Raw genomic sequence first — 17288 nt, forward strand, 5'->3', positions numbered from 1 at the left:
AGACAGGGAAGCGTTGGCGACACCGTACGGGGTGGGCCGGGGCACGGTACGGCACGGAGCCGCCCGTCCGGTATCCCTCATATGGGGATGCCGACCCGCCGGCGGTAATTGGCCGGAGAGCAACTGCTCTGTGTGCAGCGCCGGTTACGCTCGGGAGGCATTGTCATGCACGTCGCGAGCACCGAGGGACCCCATGGCCCATGCCCGTCCGACAGCCGTAGCCGTCTCCCTCGTCACCGCCGTCGTCCTCACGGCGGCCGCGCTCACCGGGGCCGTCCTCGCCCAGCGCCCCGCCGCCGCGGACAGCCGGCCCCTGGGCCATGACGTCTCCGCGTACCAGAAGGACATCGACTGGCCGGCCGCCCGCGCGAAGGGCGCCCGGTTCGTCTACGTCAAGGCCACCGAGTCGCACACCTACCGCAACCCCCTCTTCCGCGGGCAGTACGACGGCGCCCGGCAGGCCGGTCTGCTGCGCGGCGCGTACCACTTCGCGCTGCCGGACGCGTCCACCGGCGGCGCGCAGGCCCGGTACTTCCTGGCCAACGGCGGCCGCTGGACGGCGGACGGGCGGACGCTGCCGCCCGCCCTGGACGTCGAGCCCGACCCGTACGACAAAGGGAAGCCCTGCTACGGGCTGAGCCGGGCCGCGGTGACCGACTGGATCCGCGCCTTCTCCGACGAGGTGCGCCGCGCCACCGGCCGGCGGCCCGTGATCTACACCACGACGCACTGGTGGAACAAGTGCACGGGCGGCGACCGGTCCTTCGGCGCGACCCATCCGCTCTGGCTGGCGAGCCGGCAGGGCTCGCCAGGGCCGCTGCCCGCCGGATGGTCGGCCCTGAGCCTGTGGCAGTACGCCTCCAGCGGCCCGCTGCCCGGCGATCAGGACCGCTGGCAGGGGTCGTCCGCACAGCTCATGAAGTTCGCCACCGGGTGATGCGCAGGTGACGCGAGAGGCGCCTCCGCGTGAACACTGCGGGGGCGTCACCACCACGCCCGCCCCAGTTCACTTTCCGTTCACCCACCCTCCGTACGGTCCCCAGCGTCAACTGCCCATCGAACTGATTGCCTGGGTGAATGGAACACATCACGCTTCTCATCGGGATCGTGATCGTCACGGCCTTGGTGTTCGACTTTACGAACGGCTTCCACGACACGGCCAACGCGATGGCCACCACCATTTCCACCGGGGCGCTGCGGCCCAAGACGGCGGTGGCGATGTCGGCGGTGCTCAATCTCGGCGGCGCGTTCCTCTCCGTGGAGGTCGCCAAGACCATCTCCGGCGGCATCATCGACGAGTCCGCCGGCCTCCGTCCTGAAGTGATCTTCGCCGGACTGGTCGGCGCGATCGTCTGGAATCTGCTGACCTGGCTCGCCGGCCTCCCCTCCAGTTCCTCCCACGCCCTCTTCGGCGGTCTGATCGGCGCGACCCTGGTGTCCGTCGGCACCGGCGGGGTGCACGGCGACGCCGTCGTGATGAAGGTCCTCATCCCCGCCGTGGCCGCCCCGATCGTCGCGGGCCTCGCCGCGATGGCCGCGACCCGGCTCACCTACCGGCTGGCCCGCAACCGCGACGAGGCGGACACCGCCAAGGGCTACCGGGCGGGCCAGATCGCCTCGGCCGCCCTGGTCTCGCTCGCCCACGGCACCAACGACGCCCAGAAGACGATGGGGGTGATCACGCTCGCGCTGATCACCGGCGGCGTGATCGCCCCGCACTCCGACCCGCCGCTGTGGGTCATCGCCTCGGCGGGTATCGCCATCGCGCTCGGCACGTACCTGGGCGGCTGGCGGATCATCCGCACGATGGGCAAGGGCATCACCGACATCCGGCCGCCGCAGGGCTTCGCCGCCCAGACCGGTGCCGCGGCCACCATCCTGGCCTCCTCCCACCTCGGCTTCGCGCTCTCCACGACGCAGGTCTGCTCCGGTTCCGTGATGGGCTCGGGCCTGGGCCGCAAGGGCGGCGTGGTGCGCTGGTCCACCGCCGGACGGATGGTCATCGCCTGGTGCCTGACGCTGCCGGCCGCCGGTCTCGTCGCGGCGGGCGCCGCGTTCCTGGCCGACCAGGGCGACTGGGGCGTGGCGACGGTCGCGGTCCTGGCGCTCGCCGTCTGCGGTGCGATCTGGGCCGCCTCCCGGCGCAAGCCGGTCGACCACACCAACGTCAACGAGGTCGCTCCCGCGGAGCCGGCGGGCGTCGTCACCACCGCGTTGCAGACCGTCTCCCCTCCCCCGGCAGGTCCGGTGGCCCCCGCGGCCACCGTCGCGCAGGCCGGCCCGCCCGTCCAGGTGGCCGCCCCGCGCGCCGGGGCCGCGACCGCCGGCCACTAGCGGCCCTCAGTCAAGGAAGTCAGCCATGAACATCGAATGGGCAGCTCTCGGCCAGGTCTTCGGCGTCAGCCTCGTGGTGACGGTCGGCATCGTGGGCCTGTTCACCGTCGGCATCGTCGGTACGTCCCGCAGGCCGCGCCAGGAGGGCGAGACGGCGGTGGCCGACGGACCCGGCGCGGGCGCGCGGACCGCGGCGGTGGCCGCCTTCGCGCTGTGCGCGGCGGCCGTGGCGTACGGCATCTATCTGATCGTCGCCACCTGACCCGCCCGGGGCCGGCGCGCCCCGGATCCGGTACCCCGGCGAGGCGCTCGGCGGCCGGCGGCATCAGCCGCGGCCGCCGAGCGCCTCGTCCGTTTCTCCGGTTCTCTGGTTCTCTGGCCGGCGCGTCCGCGATGGCCGTGCCGCCCCGGCTGCCCAGGTACTCGGAGACCCGGACCTGTACGACCTTGCTGAAGGTCTGGTGGTGGGCGCTGCGCGGGCGCGGTTCGGCCGCCCGCCGCGCCGCGTACAGCATCCGGGTGCAGGGCGGCTCCCGGCCGGCCGGCTGCCGCGTCGCACCGGCCTCGCCGCGGTCGGCGGCCCCGGGTGCCGGCGGGCGGACGGGCGCCTTCCCCGCCTCCCGGTACGCCGAGTCGCGGGTCGCGGGTCGCGGGTCGCGGGTCGCGGCGAACTCCCGCTCCGGCAGGCAGCGTTCGGCGGCCGGACCGGTCAGCGCCCTCGATCAGGGCACGGGCGCCGTTCGGCCGGGTGCTGTCGGCGGAGATCGCGAGGTTCTGGCCGCCGAGGACGGACATCCGTCTGCCGTCGGTGGGCCGGCCCGGCAGCTCGGCGACGTCGAACCGGACGCCGGCCTTGAGCTCCCCGGCGACCGAGGCGTACTCGACCGGCCGGTTGCGCATGAACAGGGCGCGGCCGTCGGCGAACCAGCGGCGGCTCTCCGTCTCGTCCATGGCCGTGACCTCGTGCGGCATGATCGGGTCCAGCCGGTCCTTGACGTCGGCGACGCCCTGCTGGAGCGCGCCGACCTGCTCGCCCCTGGTGAAGCCGGCCGCCTCCGGGTCGCCGCCGTTGGCGCTCTCCGGCATCCCCCGGCCCCCTTCCGGCGGCGTCGTCGCCCACCGTGCACCGGACAGTGACGCGGGATCAGGTCCAGGGCAACCGTCCGACGCCCCGCCGGGCACCCTGTGGTCTGCGCCACAGTGCCGGTCGGCGGGCAGCGCCGCAGGTCAAGGGTGAGTTGACGGTAATGCCGGGGCGTGGTGGACTGCCGGAGCCATTCGGCGACAGCAGAGGAAGTCCGGTGCGAATCCGGCGCGGTCCCGCCACTGTCACCGGGGAGCGTTCCTCCACAGAAGGTCACGGCCCGCCTCGCCCCGTCCGTCAGGTCGCGTGCGGCACGGGCGGGAAGGCCGGGGGAAGCGTTGATCCGGGGAGCCAGGAGACTCTGGTCGCCGTCACGTCGAACCAGGGCGCGGACCCTGAGTGAGGACATACCGCCATGCCCGGCCGCCGTTCGAGCCCCCCACTCCGTGCCGTGGCACGCTCCCTTCGAGGCGTGACGGCGGTCTGATCCGATGCGCGGCGAACACGTCACGTACGCGTGCGGCGCGGCCCTCGGCTTTCTCGGCGACCTGATCGCGGCGGACCCCCGGCGCGGCCATCCGGTGGCCGCGTTCGGCCGGGCCGCGGCCGCCGCCGAGCGCGGGCTCTGGCGCGACCACCGGGGGTACGGCGCGGTCCATACGGTGCTGTGCGCGGGCGGCGCGGCCGCCGGCGCCGCGCTCCTCCAGCGCGCGGTACGGGGTCCGGCGCCCCGCCCCGGTGCCCTCCCCCGCCCCGCGCGTACGGCCGCGGGGACCGCGCTCACCGCGGCGGCCGTCTGGGCGGTGCTGGGCGGCACCTCGCTGGGCCGGGAGGCGCGGGCCGTCGGCGGTGCGCTGGCGGCCGGCGAGCTGACCGCGGCGCGGGAGCGGCTGCCGCATCTGTGCGGGCGCGATCCGCAGGCGCTGGACGGGCCGCAGATGGCGCGCGCGGTGGTGGAGTCGGTCGCGGAGAACACCTCGGACGCGGTGGTGGGCGCCCTGGTGTGGGGTGCGGTGGGCGGCGTACCGGGCCTGGTGGCGTTCCGGGCGGTGAACACACTGGACGCGATGGTCGGTCACAAGTCGCCGCGCTACCGGCGGTTCGGCTGGGCCGCGGCCCGGCTCGACGATGTGGCGGGGTGGCCGGGCGCCCGGCTGACCGCGGCGCTGACGGTGCTCGCGGGCCCCGGCCGGCGCGGTGCGCTGCGGGCCTGGCGGGCCGACGGCGGCGCGCACCCGAGCCCCAACGCGGGCCCGGTGGAGGCGTCGTTCGCGGGTGCGCTGGGGGTGCGGCTGGGCGGCACGCTGACGTACGGCGGGCGGGTCGAGCACCGGCCGGTGCTCAACGGCGGGGCGCGGCAGGCCGGGGTGCCCGATATCGAGCGGGCGGTCCGGCTCTCCCGCCGGGTGAGTGCGCTGGCGCTGGCGGTGACGGTCGCGGGCCGGTTCGCGGTCGGCGCGGCCCGGTCGGCGGCGGCGCGGCGGGCGGCGGGCGCGGCGGACAGCACGAGGTTCACGACGGGCCGGCGGCCCGGCAGATGAGGAGGTCCCGGTGAACGGGCGGTTCAAGGCGTCCGGCGGGACCGTCGGCGGCGGCCTGCTGGTGGCCGGCACGACATCCGACGCGGGCAAGAGCGTGGTCACGGCGGGTATCTGCCGCTGGCTGGTGCGGCAGGGTGTGCGGGTGGCGCCGTTCAAGGCGCAGAACATGTCGCTGAACTCGTTCGTGACGCGCGAGGGCGCGGAGATCGGGCGGGCCCAGGCGATGCAGGCCGCGGCGGCCCGGGTCGAGCCGTCCGCGCTGATGAACCCGGTGCTGCTCAAACCGGGCAGCGACCGCAGCAGCCAGGTCGTGCTGCTGGGCAAGCCGGTCGGCGAGCTGAGCGCCAAGGGGTACTTCGGCCACGCCGGGGGCGGGGCCGGCGCGGCCGCACCGGCCGGTACGGCGCTGTACGGGGGCCGCCGCGAAGAGCTGCTGGGGACGGTGACCGACTGCCTGGCGGAGCTGCGGCGCACCCACGACGCGGTGATCTGCGAGGGCGCCGGCAGCCCCGCCGAGATCAATCTGCGCCGTACCGACATCGTGAACATGGGGATCGCACGGGCCGGCCGGCTGCCGGTCGTCGTGGTCGGGGACATCGACCGCGGCGGGGTGTTCGCGTCCTTCTTCGGCACCACGGCGCTGCTGTCCCGGGAGGACCAGGCGCTGGTCGCGGGGTATCTCGTCAACAAGTTCCGGGGCGATGTGTCGCTGCTGACACCGGGGCTGGAGATGCTGCGGGGCGTCACCGGGCGGCCGACGTTCGGGGTGCTGCCGTTCGCGCACGGTCTCGGCATCGACGAGGAGGACGGACTGAGGGTGTCGCTGCGCGGCGCGGTACGCGAGAGCGTGGTGGCGCCGCCGCACGGCGCGGACGTGCTGCGGGTCGCGGTCGCGGCGGTGCCGCTGATGTCGAACTTCACCGACGTGGACGCGCTGGCCGCCGAACCGGGCGTGGTGGTGCGGTTCGTGGACCGGGCCGAGGAGCTGGCCGACGCGGACCTGGTGGTGGTGCCGGGCACCCGCGGCACCGTCCGGGCGCTGGCGTGGCTGCGCGAGCGCGGGCTCGCGGACGCGCTCGCCCGGCGGGCCGCCGAGGGCCGCCCGGTGCTGGGCATCTGCGGCGGCTACCAGCTGCTCGGCGAGCACATCGACGACGAGGTCGAGTCGCGGGCCGGTGCGGTCCCCGGTCTGGGGCTGCTGCCCGTCCGGGTGCGCTTCGCGGCCGGGAAGACCCTGGCGCGGCCGGCCGGTCAGGCGCTGGGCGAGCCCGTGGCCGGGTACGAGATCCACCACGGGGTGGCCGAGGTCCACGGCGGGGAGACGTTCCTCTCCGACGGTCAGGGGCGCGCGCTGGACGGGTGCCGGGTGGGCTCGGTGTGGGGCACGCACTGGCACGGTTCGCTGGAGAGCGACGCCTTCCGGCGGGCCTTCCTGCGCCGGGTCGCGGCGGACGCCGGCCGGGCCTTCGTACCGGCCCCGGACACCAGCTTCGGCGCCCTGCGCGAGGAGCAGCTGGACCGCCTCGGCGACCTGATCGAGGAGCATGCGGACACGGCCGCGCTGCTGCGGCTGATCGAGGAGGGGGTGCCGGCCGGGCTGCCGTTCGTCCCGCCGGGGGCGCCCCGCCTCGCCGGCCCGTCCACCACGGAGACGGCGCCGGACGCGCCCGGACCGCAGAGCTCTCCGCCGTCCCCGGTACCCCCGCGCGAGCGCGGGGCGCACGGCGACGCCGTCACACCGGCCACGGCCGGCGACACGTCCGATCACAGCAATTCCCTTGAAGGGGGTATCCGTTAATGGCGTCGGTCCCTTATCCGTTCACCGCGGTTGTCGGCATGGCCGATATGCGGCTGGGCCTGCTGCTCAACGCGATCTCGCCGGCCATCGGCGGGGTGCTCGTCCGCGGGGAGAAGGGCACCGCGAAATCGACGATGGTGCGCGGCCTCGCGACCCTGATGCCCGATGTCGCCGTGGTCACCGGCTGCCGGTTCGCCTGCGACCCCGCCGCCCCCGACCCGGCCTGCCCCGACGGGCCCCATGAGGCGGGCGCCGCCGAGGAGCGGCCGACGCGGATGGTCGAACTGCCGGTCGGCGCCTCCGAGGACCGGCTGGTGGGCGCGCTGGACATCGAACGGGCGCTGGCCGAGGGCGTGAAAGCCTTCGAGCCGGGGCTGCTCGCGGACGCGCACCGCGGCATCCTCTACGTCGACGAGGTCAATCTCCTCCACGACCATCTGGTCGACGTCCTGCTGGACGCCGCCGCCATGGGCGCCTCGTACGTGGAGCGCGAGGGCGTCTCCGTACGGCACGCCGCGCGCTTCCTCCTCGTCGGGACGATGAACCCCGAAGAGGGCGAGCTGCGGCCGCAGTTGCTGGACCGGTTCGGGCTGACGGTGGAGGTCGCGGCCTCCCGGGAGCCGGCCGAGCGGGTGCAGGTCGTCCGGCGGCGGCTGGCCCACGACGCCGATCCGGCGGGCTTCACGGCCCGTTGGGCGGACGAGGAGACCGGGCTGCGCGGACGCATCGCGGCGGCCCGGGAGCTGCTGCCGAGCGTGGTGCTCGGGGACGCGGCGCTGCGGCAGATCGCCGCGACCTGCGCGGCGTTCGAGGTGGACGGGATGCGCGCGGACATCGTGATGGCGCGCACCGCGACGGCGCTGGCCGCCTGGGCGGGGCGTACCGAGGTGCTGACCGAGGACGTGCGGCAGGCGGCGCTGCTGGCGCTCCCGCACCGGCGGCGCCGCAACCCCTTCGACGCGCCCGGCCTGGACGAGGACCGGCTCGACGAGATCCTGGCGGAGTCCGACGGCGCGGACGGGGACGACGACCCGGAGCCGGACGGGCCGGACGGCGGCCCCGAGGGCCCGGACGGCGGCCCGGACGGACCCGGCGGGCAGCCGCCGCGGGACGAGGGCGGACCGGGCCCGCAGGACCAGGCGCCGTCGGCCGGTCCCGGGCCGCAGTCGCCGCAGCTCCCGGAGCCGGCGGGCCCGGCGGACGCGGACGGCGCCGGCGCCCCGGACCCCGCGCGGGAGCCGGCCGGGCAGCCCGTCGCCGGTGCCGGTGGCGAGCAGGCGGCCGTCGCGGCGGCCGAGCCGTTCACGACCCGGCGGCTGGACGTGCCGGGCCTGGGCGAGGGCGCGGACGGCCGCCGGTCGCGGGCCCGGACCGCGCACGGCCGGACGACCGGGTCCCGGCGGCCCCGCGGGGCCCTGGGCAAGCTGCATCTGGCGGCGACCGTGCGGGCCGCGGCGCCGCATCAGCGGGCGCGCGGGCGCGGTGGCCCGGGGCTGGTGCTGCGCCGCGACGATCTGCGCGAGGCGGTACGCGAGGGGCGGGAGGGCAATCTCGTCCTGTTCGTCGTGGACGCGTCCGGTTCGATGGCGGCGCGGCAGCGGATGAGCGCGGTCAAGGGCGCGGTGCTCTCGCTGCTGCTGGACGCCTATCAGCGGCGCGACAAGATCGGCATGATCACCTTCCGCGGGCGGGCCGCCGAGCTGGCGCTGCCCCCGACGTCGTCGGTCGAGGCGGGCGCGGCACGGCTGGCGAAGCTGCCGACGGGCGGCCGTACGCCGCTGTCGGAGGGGCTGCTGAAGGCCCATGAGGTACTGCGGGTGGAGCGGCTGCGGGATGCCTCGCGGCGGCCGCTGCTGGTCGTCGTGACGGACGGCCGGGCGACCGGCCGGGGCGCGGGCGCGGCGGACGGACCGCTGGCGCGCGCCTCCCGGGCGGCCCGGCTGCTGGCGTCCGAGGGCGTCGCCTCGGTGGTCGTCGACTGCGAGTCGGGACCGGTCCGGCTGGGGCTCGCGGCCGAGCTGGCCCGCGATCTGCGGGGCACCGCCGTCACCCTCGACGAGCTGCGCGCGGACAGCGTCTCGGCCCTCGTCCGGGACGTCCGGGGTACCGGGGCCGGGCGCGGCGCGCGGCCGGGGACCGACGGCCGGTCCGCGCGGACACCCCTCCCCACCACACACTCCCGAAAGGTCGCGTAATGCCACAGGGACAGCCGTCCGTCGTACCGAACGACGGGCTCACCACCCGCCAGCGCCGCAACCGGCCGCTGGTCCTCGTCCACACCGGCGTCGGCAAGGGCAAGTCCACGGCCGCCTTCGGGCTGGCGCTGCGGGCCTGGAACCAGGGCTGGCCGATCGGGGTGTTCCAGTTCGTGAAGTCGGCGAAGTGGAAGGTCGGTGAGGAGCGGGCGCTGACGGTGCTCGGCGCCACCGGCGAGGGCGGCAGCGTCGCCTGGCACAAGATGGGCGAGGGCTGGTCGTGGGTGCAGCGCGACATCGCCTCCAGCGAGGAGGCGGCGCGCGAGGGCTGGGAGCAGGTCAAGCGGGATCTCGCCGCGGAGACGTACAAGCTGCTGGTGCTGGACGAGTTCGCGTATCCGCTGCACTGGGGCTGGGTGGACCCCGAGGAGGTGGTGTCGGTGCTGCGCGACCGTCCCGGGACGCAGCATGTGGTGATCACCGGCCGCAACGCCCCGCAGCCGCTGCTGGACTTCGCGGACCTGGTGACGGACATGTCCAAGGTCAAGCACCCGATGGACGCCGGTCAGAAGGGCCAGCGGGGCATCGAATGGTGAGCGCGGCGTGAGCGGTACCACGATCCCCCGGCTGGTGATCGCCGCGCCCTCCTCGGGTGCGGGCAAGACGACGGTGGCCACCGGTCTGATGGCGGCGTTCGCCGAGGCCGGGCTGTCGGTGTCGCCGCACAAGGTGGGGCCCGACTACATCGACCCGGGCTACCACGCGCTGGCCACCGGCCGCCCCGGCCGCAATCTGGACGCCTATCTGTGCGGTCCCGGGCGGATCGCCCCGCTCTTCCTGCACGGTGCGGCGGGCGCGGATCTCGCGGTCGTCGAGGGCGTGATGGGGCTGTTCGACGGCGCCTCGGGGCAGGGCGAGCTGTCGTCCACCGCCCAGGTCGCCAAGCTGCTGCGGGCGCCGGTGGTGCTGGTCGTGGACGCGTCCTCGCAGTCCCGGTCGGTGGCCGCGCTGGTGCACGGCTTCGCCTCCTGGGACCCGCAGGTGCGGCTGGCCGGGGTGATTCTCAACAAGGTCGGCTCGGACCGCCACGAGGAGCTGCTGCGGGACGCGATGGACTCCTCCGGGGTGCCGGTGCTGGGCGCGCTGCGGCGCGGCGAGCAGGCCCGTACGCCGTCCCGGCACCTGGGCCTGGTGCCGGTCGCCGAGCGGCGGGCCGAGGCGCTGGAGGCGGTCCGCGCACTGGCGGCGCGGGTGCGCGCGGGATGCGATCTCGACGCGCTGCTGGCGCTGGCGCGCGCGGTGCCGGAGCTGACGGAAGAGGCATGGGACCCGGCGGCGGAAGCGGCGGGTGCGGGTGCGCAGGAGGCGGGCACGGCGGACGGGAGCACCGGCCGGCCCGCGGCGGACACCGGCCCCGCGCCCGCGGGTTCCGGGAAACCGCTGATCGCCGTGGCGGGCGGCGCCGCGTTCACCTTCTCGTACGCGGAGCACGCCGAGCTGCTGACCGCCGCGGGCGCCGAGGTGGTGCCCTTCGACCCGCTCCGGGACGAACGGCTGCCCGCCGGTACCCGGGGGCTGGTCATCGGCGGCGGCTTCCCCGAGGTGTACGCGCCGGAACTGTCGGCGAACGCGCCGCTGCGGGCGGCGGTGGCCAAGCTGGCCGCCACCGGGGCGCCGGTCACCGCCGAATGCGCCGGGCTGCTCTATCTCTCCCGGTCGATCGACGGGAAGCCGATGTGCGGGGTGCTGCCCGCCGACGCCCGGATGACCGAGCGGCTCACCCTCGGCTACCGGGAGGCGGTGGCGACGGCCGACAACGTGCTGGCGACGGCCGGGACGCGGGTGCGCGGCCACGAGTTCCACCGCACGGTCCTGGAGCCGGGCGCGGGCGCGTCCCCCGCGTGGGGGCTGACGTATCCGCAGCGCCGGGTGGAGGGGTTCGTCAGCGGCGGGGTGCACGCCTCGTATCTGCATGTGCACTGGGCCGCCGAGCCCTCGCTGGCCCGCCGGCTGGTCGCGAGCGCGGCGCGCGGCGCGCGGGCGGAGGCCGTGGGCGGCGGGCGATGAGGCGGACGCCCGGAAGGGCCGGTTCCGCGCCGGCCCGGACGCGGGCGGCCCGGCCCGCCCGGCCGCCCGCCCGGTCAGCTCGCGACGGCGACCACCAGCCACATGAAGCCCGCGCCCGCGATCGTGCAGGCCAGGGTGGTCAGCGCGGGGTGTTCGTGGTGCGCCTCCGGGAGGATGTCGGAGGTCGCCAGGTAGAGCAGGACGCCGCCGAAGAAACCCAGATAGATGCCGAGCCAGTGCTCCGGAAGGGTGAACAGCAGGGTGGACGCCGCGCCCACCACCGGGGCCACCGCGTCCGCGCCCAGCATCAGCAGTGCCTTGCGGCGGGCGTTCCCGTAGAGGCTGGTGATGGTGTACGTGTTGAAGCCGTCCGCGAAGTCGTGCGCGATCACGGCGACCGCCACGGCGACCGCCATCTGCTCGCCGACCTGGTAGGCCACGCCGATCGCGAATCCGTCCATGACGCTGTGCACGATCATCGCGACCGCCGCGGTGAGCCCGACCTGCGGGACTCTCTCGTGCGGGTCCATACCGTGGGCGGCCTTGCGGACCGCGAGCAGCCGTTCCAGGGCGTGCGCGGCGAGGAAGCCGGACACGAAGCAGAGCAGTGCGACCGGGACGCCGAAGACCTCCTCGCCCGCGGCGCGCAGCGCCTCGGGCAGCAGATCGAGACCGACGACGCCCAGCATCAGCCCGCCCGCCAGGCCCAGGATGAGGTGCCGGCGGTCGGTGACGTGGTGGGCGACCCAGCCGCCGAACAGCGTCATCACCAACGCGCCCAGCGCGATGGCCACCGGCACGGTCTCACCCCTTTCCCGGGGACCGGTCCCGTCCGCGGGCCCCGGTCTCCCCGGTCGCCCGCGGACCGGCCCGTGTCACCTGCTTACTGACCCGCCGCCGCTCCCGCATGTCCGGCCCCCGGCCGTCCCGGGCCCGCGCCCTTCCCCCGTACCGCCTCCGTCCCGCCCCGTCCCGCCGTCGAAAGGACCCGTCCGATGACCGCAGAGCCCGCCGCCGGTACACCGCCGGCCACCGCCGACGCCACCGCCCCGCCGCCGGCGCTGGTCGCCGGTGTGGGGGCGAGCCGCGGCGTACCGGTGGCGGAGGTGCTGGACCTGGTGGCGGCCACGCTCGCGCGGGCCGGGTACGCGTCGGGCGGGGTGACCGCGCTGGCGACGGTGGCGGCCAGGGCGGCCGAGCCGGGGCTGGTCGGGGCGGCGCGGCGGCTGGGCGTGCCGTTGCGGTCGTACCCGGCCGAGGCGCTGGCCGCGGTGCCGGTACCGGCACCGTCCAGCACCGCGCGGGCCGCCGTCGGCACGCCGAGCGTCGCCGAGGCGGCGGCGCTGCTGGCCGCAGGTCCGGGCGCCGAACTGCTCGTCGGCAAGCGGAAGTCGGCACCGCCCGGCCGCGCCGCACGGGCGACCTGCGCCCTCGCCGCGGCGGGCCACCCCGGCGACGGCGGCACCGGGACGTCCCACCCGTCCCCCGCCGCCGACCCCGTCCCGGCCGCCAGCGATCCCATCCCGGCCGCCGCCGACCCCTTCCCGGCCGCCGCCGACTCCTTCCCGGCCGCCTCCGGCCTCCTGCACGAACCCGACCTGCGGCATCACGGTGACGTGGAGGTACGCGGCACCGACGGCGGGCTGACGGAGCTGACGGATCTGGCGGTCAATGTCCGCACCGGCACTCCCCCGGCCTGGCTGAAGGCCGTGATCGCCGCCTCGCTGGACGGGCTCGCCGCGTATCCGGACGGCCGGGCCGCGCACCGGGCGGTCGCGGCCCGGCACGGTCTGCCGGCCGACCGGGTGCTGCTGACCTCGGGGGCCGCGGAGGCGTTCGTGCTGATCGCGCGCGCCGTGCCGGCCCGCCGGCCGGTGGTGGTGCATCCGCAGTTCACCGAGCCGGAGGCGGCGCTGCGGGACGCCGGGCACGCGGTGGAGCGGGTGCTGCTCGACGAACGGGACGGCTTCCGGCTGGACCCGGCGGCGGTGCCCGAGGACGCGGACCTGGTGATCGTCGGCAATCCGACCAACCCCACCTCCGTCCTCCACCCCGCCGGCACGCTGGCCCGGCTGGCGCGGCCCGGCCGGACGCTGGTGGTGGACGAGGCGTTCATGGACGCGGTGCCCGGCGAACGGGCCTCGCTGGCCGGCCGCACCGATCTGCCGGGGCTGGTCGTGCTGCGCAGCCTCACCAAGACCTGGGGGCTGGCGGGCCTGCGGATCGGCTATGTGCTGGCCGCGCCCGGTACGGTCGCCGAGCTGGCGCGGGCACAGCCGCTGTGGCCGGTCTCGGCACCCGCACTGGCCGCGGCCGAGGCGTGCTGCACGCCCGCGGCGCTCGCGGAGGCGGCCGAGGCGGCGGCGCGGATCGCCGCGGACCGGGCCCATCTGCTGGCCCGGCTCGGCGAGTTCGCGGGGATCCGCGCCGTACCGGCGGCCGAGGGGCCGTTCGTGCTGATCCGGCTGGCGCGCGCGGCGGCGGTCCGGGAGGGGCTGCGCGGCCGCGGCTTCGCGGTACGCCGCGGCGACACCTTCCCCGGCCTGGGCCCCGACTGGCTCCGCCTCGCGGTACGGGACCGGGCCACCACGGACCGTTTCGTGGCGGCGCTGACCGAGGTACTGGCGAACGAACCGGCCGAGGTATCCGGCGACGGGCTGGCCGACTGAGAGCGGCGCCAACTGCCGTGCCACGCCGCTCCGTTGGGCCCGTGCGCGCCTCGCCGGGTTCGGGCGCACGCCGCGCGTGGCAGCCATCGACGCCACCTGGGAACTCCCGGAGCCGGAATACGACCGCGGCATGGCGGCCGTTTCCGTACGCCCCGTCCCCGCTTCGCGGCTCCGCGCGCTCCGCCGTTCCGCCGAGGGCTGTCATCAGGGGCCTCGCCGGGCCCCACCGGACCACGCTCCGGCAGGGCCCCGGCGAGGGGTGCGGCACACCGGGCGGGCCGTCTCCGGTCCCGCCCGGTGCACCGCGGGCCGTACCCGTGTCCGGCGCCCCCACAGCGCCGGTGCGGAGTACGGGTCTGTCAGCCGCGGTCGCCCTGCGCGGCGTTCCTGCGGTGGCGTGCGTAGCCGACGGCGCCGGCGCCCGCGGCGAGCAGCACGGCCGCGCCGCCGGCGAGATACGGGGTGGCCGAACCGGCGCCGGTCTCGGCGAGGTCATGGGCGCCCGGCCGGGCGCCGGACGGGGTGTTCACCTGAGTGCCCTTGCCGCCGGACGTCCCGCCGTCGCTCCCCCCGGAGGCGCCGCCGTCGCCGCCGGAGGTGCCGCCGTGGCTCCCCCCGGAGGTCCCGCCGGAGGTCCCCCCGGTTCCGTTGTCCCCGGGCGCCTTGGTGTGCGGTGCGGCGCAGGTGGCCTGGACGAGGGTCACCCGTCCGCTGATCTCCGCGACATTGAGCTTCAGCGGGTTGATGGAAACATCGAGGTCGAGTGCGGTGGCCGCGGCGCCGTGGGACGTGACGCTCTTCTTCGACAGGTCGAGCCGTACCTCGCCGACCCCGGGCACCTTGACCTCCGTCGTACCGCCCGCGGCGAGCGTGACCTTCTTGCCGAGGACGACGACGCTGCCCAGCACCTCCGACTCGGCCCGCGGCTGCTGCCCCGCCTCGCACACCGCCTTGGCCGTGACCTGCTGGACCTCGGCCAGGGGCAGGCCCAGGCCGGGGAGCTGGACCTTGGCGTGCACCACGTGGGCGTATCCCTCGGCCTTGTGCCGGTCGGCGACGGCGCGCGCGGCGGCCGCGTCGGCGCGCAGCACGCTGAACGGCTTGCCGCCGTCGATACCGTCCAGGTTGACGGTGAGCGCGGTCTTGTCCGCGGAGGCCGGTGCGTGCACCTCGTTCAGGGCGACGTGCAGCGGGACGTGGACCGACTTGTTGAGCAGCCCGACGTCCAGGCCGGTGCGGAGCACGACGGCGCCGGACGTGCCGTCACCCGTGTCGTGGCCGCCGGTGGCGTGTGCGGGCGCGGCGCCGAGCAGCAGGGCGGGACCGGCCGCGAGCGCGGTGGCGGCGAAGGCCGCGGCGAGCCGGCGGGCGGAGCGGCGGACCGGCGGCAGGGCGGCGGGACCTGCCGTCCGGCGCGCGGGCATGCCGAAGGAGCTGATGGAACTGGTGAACACGTGTGTGGAACCCCCACAAGAGAAGTGGAGCCGCCGGCCGCGCCAATGGGGGACATCACGCGTGCCGACGACCTCGACCCGCACATCCTGTACGCACTGAGGGTGAACAGGCAGCCACGTGAGGTGAGTTCATCCCAATGGGTGGTTTCCGCGTCTGCATTCGAATCTCTCGGCACGGCACATCACCCACGCCCCAGCCGCCCCGCCCCGCAAGGCCCGTGCCGACCCTCTCCGCCCGGTACTGTGCCCACAGCATCACCGCATCACCGCATCAGGGCGCCGCCGTTGACGTCGTAGGTGGCACCGGTGGCGAACGTCTCCCGCGAGGCGAGGAAGACGACGACCCGGGCGACCTCCTCGGGGGTGGCGATCCGCCCGAGCGGCACCTGCGCGACGAGCTCCGCGAGGACGTCCGGGCCGACGGAGCGGACCATCGGCGTATCGATCATCGCGGGGGCGACGGCGTTCACCGTGACGCCGTACGCGGCCAGTTCGGCGGCGAAGACGCGGGTCAGCGAGATCAGCCCGGCCTTGGAGGTGCCGTACGCGGCACCGGTCGGCCGGGGCGTCTGGCCGGCGAGGGAGGCCATGTTGACGATGCGGCCGAAACCACGCTCGCGCATATCCGCGGCGACGGCCCGGCTGAGGAAGAAGACGGCGCGCAGATTGACCGCGAACACCTCGTCCCACTCCTCGGGCGTGATCTCCCACAGCGTCCTGGCCGGCGGCCGGGCCGCGTTGTTCACCAGGACGTCGACCGGGCGCCAGGCCCGGACGGTCGCGTAGGCGGCGTCGATCGCACCGGGATCGCGCAGATCCGCGCGGACCGGCAGGATGCGCTCCCCGTCGGGATCGAGGCCGGTGGCCAGTTCGCGGTTGGCCGCGTCGTCGATGTCCAGCGCCGCGACATACGCGCCCTCGGCGTGGAAGGCGCGGACGAGGGCGGCGCCGAGCCCCTGGGCGCTGCCGGTGATCAGTACGGTGCGGCCGGTGAGGCCGGTGTCGAGCATGCGGCGAGTCCTTCGGGAGTGGTGGACGGAGGGCGGGGCGGCGGCCGGTCAGACGGTGCCGAAGAACAGCGGGCGGCCGACGCGGGCCTCGATGCGCAGATAGCGCCAGAGCCGCCCGGTGCCGGTCCCGGTGTCGCGGACGATGCCGCAGATCTCGGAGACGGTCGCCAGGTCGGGGACGTCGGCGAGAATGTAGGAGGTCCACGGCCAGGCGGTGGTCGCGCCGACCATCAGCTGATCGTCGTCCAGCGTGCCGAGCACCCGTACCCCGAAGCGTTCGGCGAGCCGGTCGAAGGCGGGCGTGATGGCGGCGGCCACGTCGGCGCGCGTCGCGTCGTCCGCGTTGAAGAACTCCTGCGTCACGCCGATGCAGAAGAGCGTGCGCAGCGGGGCCTCGCCCCCCGGGGCGGGGGTGTCGGCGGCGGAAGCGGGAGCATGGGGAGCACGGGACATGCGAAACCTCGTGGAGAGTCGGTCGGCGGCCGTCCGGAGCCGCCGGACGGCATCAGGACGTGCGGGAGGTGGGCATCGGGGACATCAGCGGCATCGGGATACCGGCGGACCGGGCACCGCGCACTGCGGCACCGGCCGCACGGGGGGCCGGTTGCGCACCGGGGGCCGGTTGCGCCAGGAAAACAGTTAGAGGAACGTCGAAGTATCGACGCTCCGCGGACACTATCACTCAGTTAGAGACCAGCTAGAGACCAGTGAGAGAGTCTTCTGAACATGCCCTCTGTCACCGGCCCGGCCGCCCCCGCGGCCTCGCCGCCCGAGTCCTCCCCGCCGGCCGACGCCGACCAGCCGGCCACCGCCGACCTCTGCCTCGGCGGCCTCCTCCAGGCGTTCAGCGATCCGCTGCGCCAGCGGATCGTCCGGCGGCTCGCCGCGGACGGCGAGGCGGGCTGCGGCGACATCGAACTGCCGGTCACCCGGGCCACCGGCTCGTACCACTTCCGGATCCTGCGGACCGCCGGCTGGACGCACACCCGCAAGATCGGCCGGGAACGCTATATCTCGCTGCGCCGGGCGGACCTCGAAGAGCGCTTCCCCGGGCTGCTCGACGCGCTGCTGCGAGCGTCCGCGGCAGACGCCGAAGTTCGGCGCTGACGCCGGACGGTGTCCACGATCCGGAATCC

The 17288-nt window shown here is 75.6% G+C and carries 15 protein-coding genes and 1 riboswitch; of the genes, 10 read left to right on the forward strand and 5 right to left on the reverse strand.

What is annotated here, in order from left to right; all coding sequences use genetic code 11:
• Positions 1-193: 193 nt before the first annotated feature.
• The 3 genes from ACLJWH_RS36890 to ACLJWH_RS36900 all read left to right on the forward strand — a co-directional run bounded on the left by ACLJWH_RS36890 (position 194) and on the right by ACLJWH_RS36900 (position 2596).
• Complete coding sequence (locus ACLJWH_RS36890; protein WP_411146171.1) at positions 194-937, forward strand: lysozyme; 744 nt, start codon at positions 194-196, stop codon at positions 935-937.
• A gap of 140 nt (positions 938-1077) precedes the next feature.
• Positions 1078-2334 carry an anion permease gene (locus ACLJWH_RS36895; RefSeq protein ID WP_411146172.1) on the forward strand — a complete coding sequence of 419 codons (1257 nt, stop codon included), beginning with the start codon at positions 1078-1080 and terminating at the stop codon, positions 2332-2334.
• A 25-nt stretch (positions 2335-2359) separates the two neighbouring features.
• Positions 2360-2596 (forward strand): hypothetical protein, encoded by a 237-nt coding sequence (locus tag ACLJWH_RS36900; protein ID WP_411146173.1) that lies wholly within the window; start codon positions 2360-2362, stop codon positions 2594-2596.
• Here ACLJWH_RS36900 and ACLJWH_RS36905 read toward each other — a convergent pair.
• Entirely contained in the window at positions 2575-3420 is an 846-nt protein-coding gene (locus tag ACLJWH_RS36905) for a hypothetical protein (protein WP_411146174.1), read from the reverse strand. The genes ACLJWH_RS36900 and ACLJWH_RS36905 overlap by 22 nt on opposite strands.
• 203 nt (positions 3421-3623) lie before the next feature.
• Positions 3624-3780, forward strand: a riboswitch (cobalamin riboswitch).
• A 129-nt stretch (positions 3781-3909) separates the two neighbouring features.
• On the opposite strand from ACLJWH_RS36905, the gene ACLJWH_RS36910 reads away from it, so the two are divergent.
• Genes ACLJWH_RS36910 through ACLJWH_RS36930 form a run of 5 tightly spaced genes read left to right on the forward strand, consistent with a single transcriptional unit; the run spans position 3910 to position 11019 of the window.
• Entirely contained in the window at positions 3910-4959 is a 1050-nt protein-coding gene (locus ACLJWH_RS36910; protein WP_411146175.1) for a cobalamin biosynthesis protein, read from the forward strand.
• Positions 4960-4969: 10 nt separating this feature from the next.
• Complete coding sequence (locus tag ACLJWH_RS36915; protein ID WP_411146176.1) at positions 4970-6757, forward strand: cobyric acid synthase; 1788 nt, start codon at positions 4970-4972, stop codon at positions 6755-6757.
• Entirely contained in the window at positions 6757-8952 is a 2196-nt protein-coding gene (locus ACLJWH_RS36920) for a putative cobaltochelatase (RefSeq protein WP_411146177.1), read from the forward strand. The genes ACLJWH_RS36915 and ACLJWH_RS36920 overlap by 1 nt, the downstream gene beginning before the upstream one ends.
• The gene (gene cobO, locus ACLJWH_RS36925; protein WP_052854552.1) at positions 8952-9548 is read left to right on the forward strand and encodes a cob(I)yrinic acid a,c-diamide adenosyltransferase; all 597 of its coding nucleotides are present in this window, start codon (positions 8952-8954) and stop codon (positions 9546-9548) included. The genes ACLJWH_RS36920 and cobO overlap by 1 nt, the downstream gene beginning before the upstream one ends.
• A 7-nt stretch (positions 9549-9555) precedes the next feature.
• Complete coding sequence (locus tag ACLJWH_RS36930) at positions 9556-11019, forward strand: cobyrinate a,c-diamide synthase (RefSeq protein ID WP_411146178.1); 1464 nt, start codon at positions 9556-9558, stop codon at positions 11017-11019.
• A 74-nt stretch (positions 11020-11093) separates the two neighbouring features.
• Here ACLJWH_RS36930 and ACLJWH_RS36935 read toward each other — a convergent pair whose 3' ends face one another.
• Positions 11094-11819 (reverse strand): ZIP family metal transporter, encoded by a 726-nt coding sequence (locus ACLJWH_RS36935; protein ID WP_411146179.1) that lies wholly within the window; start codon positions 11817-11819, stop codon positions 11094-11096.
• A 195-nt stretch (positions 11820-12014) separates the two neighbouring features.
• Here ACLJWH_RS36935 and cobC point away from each other — a divergent pair, with 195 nt between their 5' ends.
• On the forward strand, positions 12015-13688 hold the full coding sequence (gene cobC / locus ACLJWH_RS36940; RefSeq protein WP_411146180.1) for an Rv2231c family pyridoxal phosphate-dependent protein CobC: 1674 nt from the start codon (positions 12015-12017) through the stop codon (positions 13686-13688).
• Between the two features lie 359 nt (positions 13689-14047).
• Here the strand turns inward: cobC and ACLJWH_RS36945 are convergent, their stop codons facing one another.
• From ACLJWH_RS36945 to ACLJWH_RS36955, 3 genes are all read right to left on the reverse strand, one after another.
• Positions 14048-15142, reverse strand: coding sequence for an SCO1860 family LAETG-anchored protein (locus ACLJWH_RS36945; protein WP_411146181.1), 1095 nt, complete (start codon positions 15140-15142; stop codon positions 14048-14050).
• Positions 15143-15405: 263 nt separating this feature from the next.
• Positions 15406-16152, reverse strand: coding sequence for an SDR family NAD(P)-dependent oxidoreductase (locus ACLJWH_RS36950; protein WP_411146182.1), 747 nt, complete (start codon positions 16150-16152; stop codon positions 15406-15408).
• Between the two features lie 48 nt (positions 16153-16200).
• Positions 16201-16605 (reverse strand): hypothetical protein, encoded by a 405-nt coding sequence (locus ACLJWH_RS36955; RefSeq protein WP_411146183.1) that lies wholly within the window; start codon positions 16603-16605, stop codon positions 16201-16203.
• Positions 16606-16878: 273 nt separating this feature from the next.
• Between ACLJWH_RS36955 and ACLJWH_RS36960 the strand changes: the two genes are divergently transcribed.
• On the forward strand, positions 16879-17259 hold the full coding sequence (locus ACLJWH_RS36960; RefSeq protein ID WP_411146184.1) for an ArsR/SmtB family transcription factor: 381 nt from the start codon (positions 16879-16881) through the stop codon (positions 17257-17259).
• Positions 17260-17288: the final 29 nt, after the last annotated feature.

The sequence above is a fragment of the Streptomyces sp. x-80 genome, from assembly GCF_046549095.1.
Lineage (GTDB): Bacteria > Actinomycetota > Actinomycetes > Streptomycetales > Streptomycetaceae > Streptomyces > Streptomyces celluloflavus.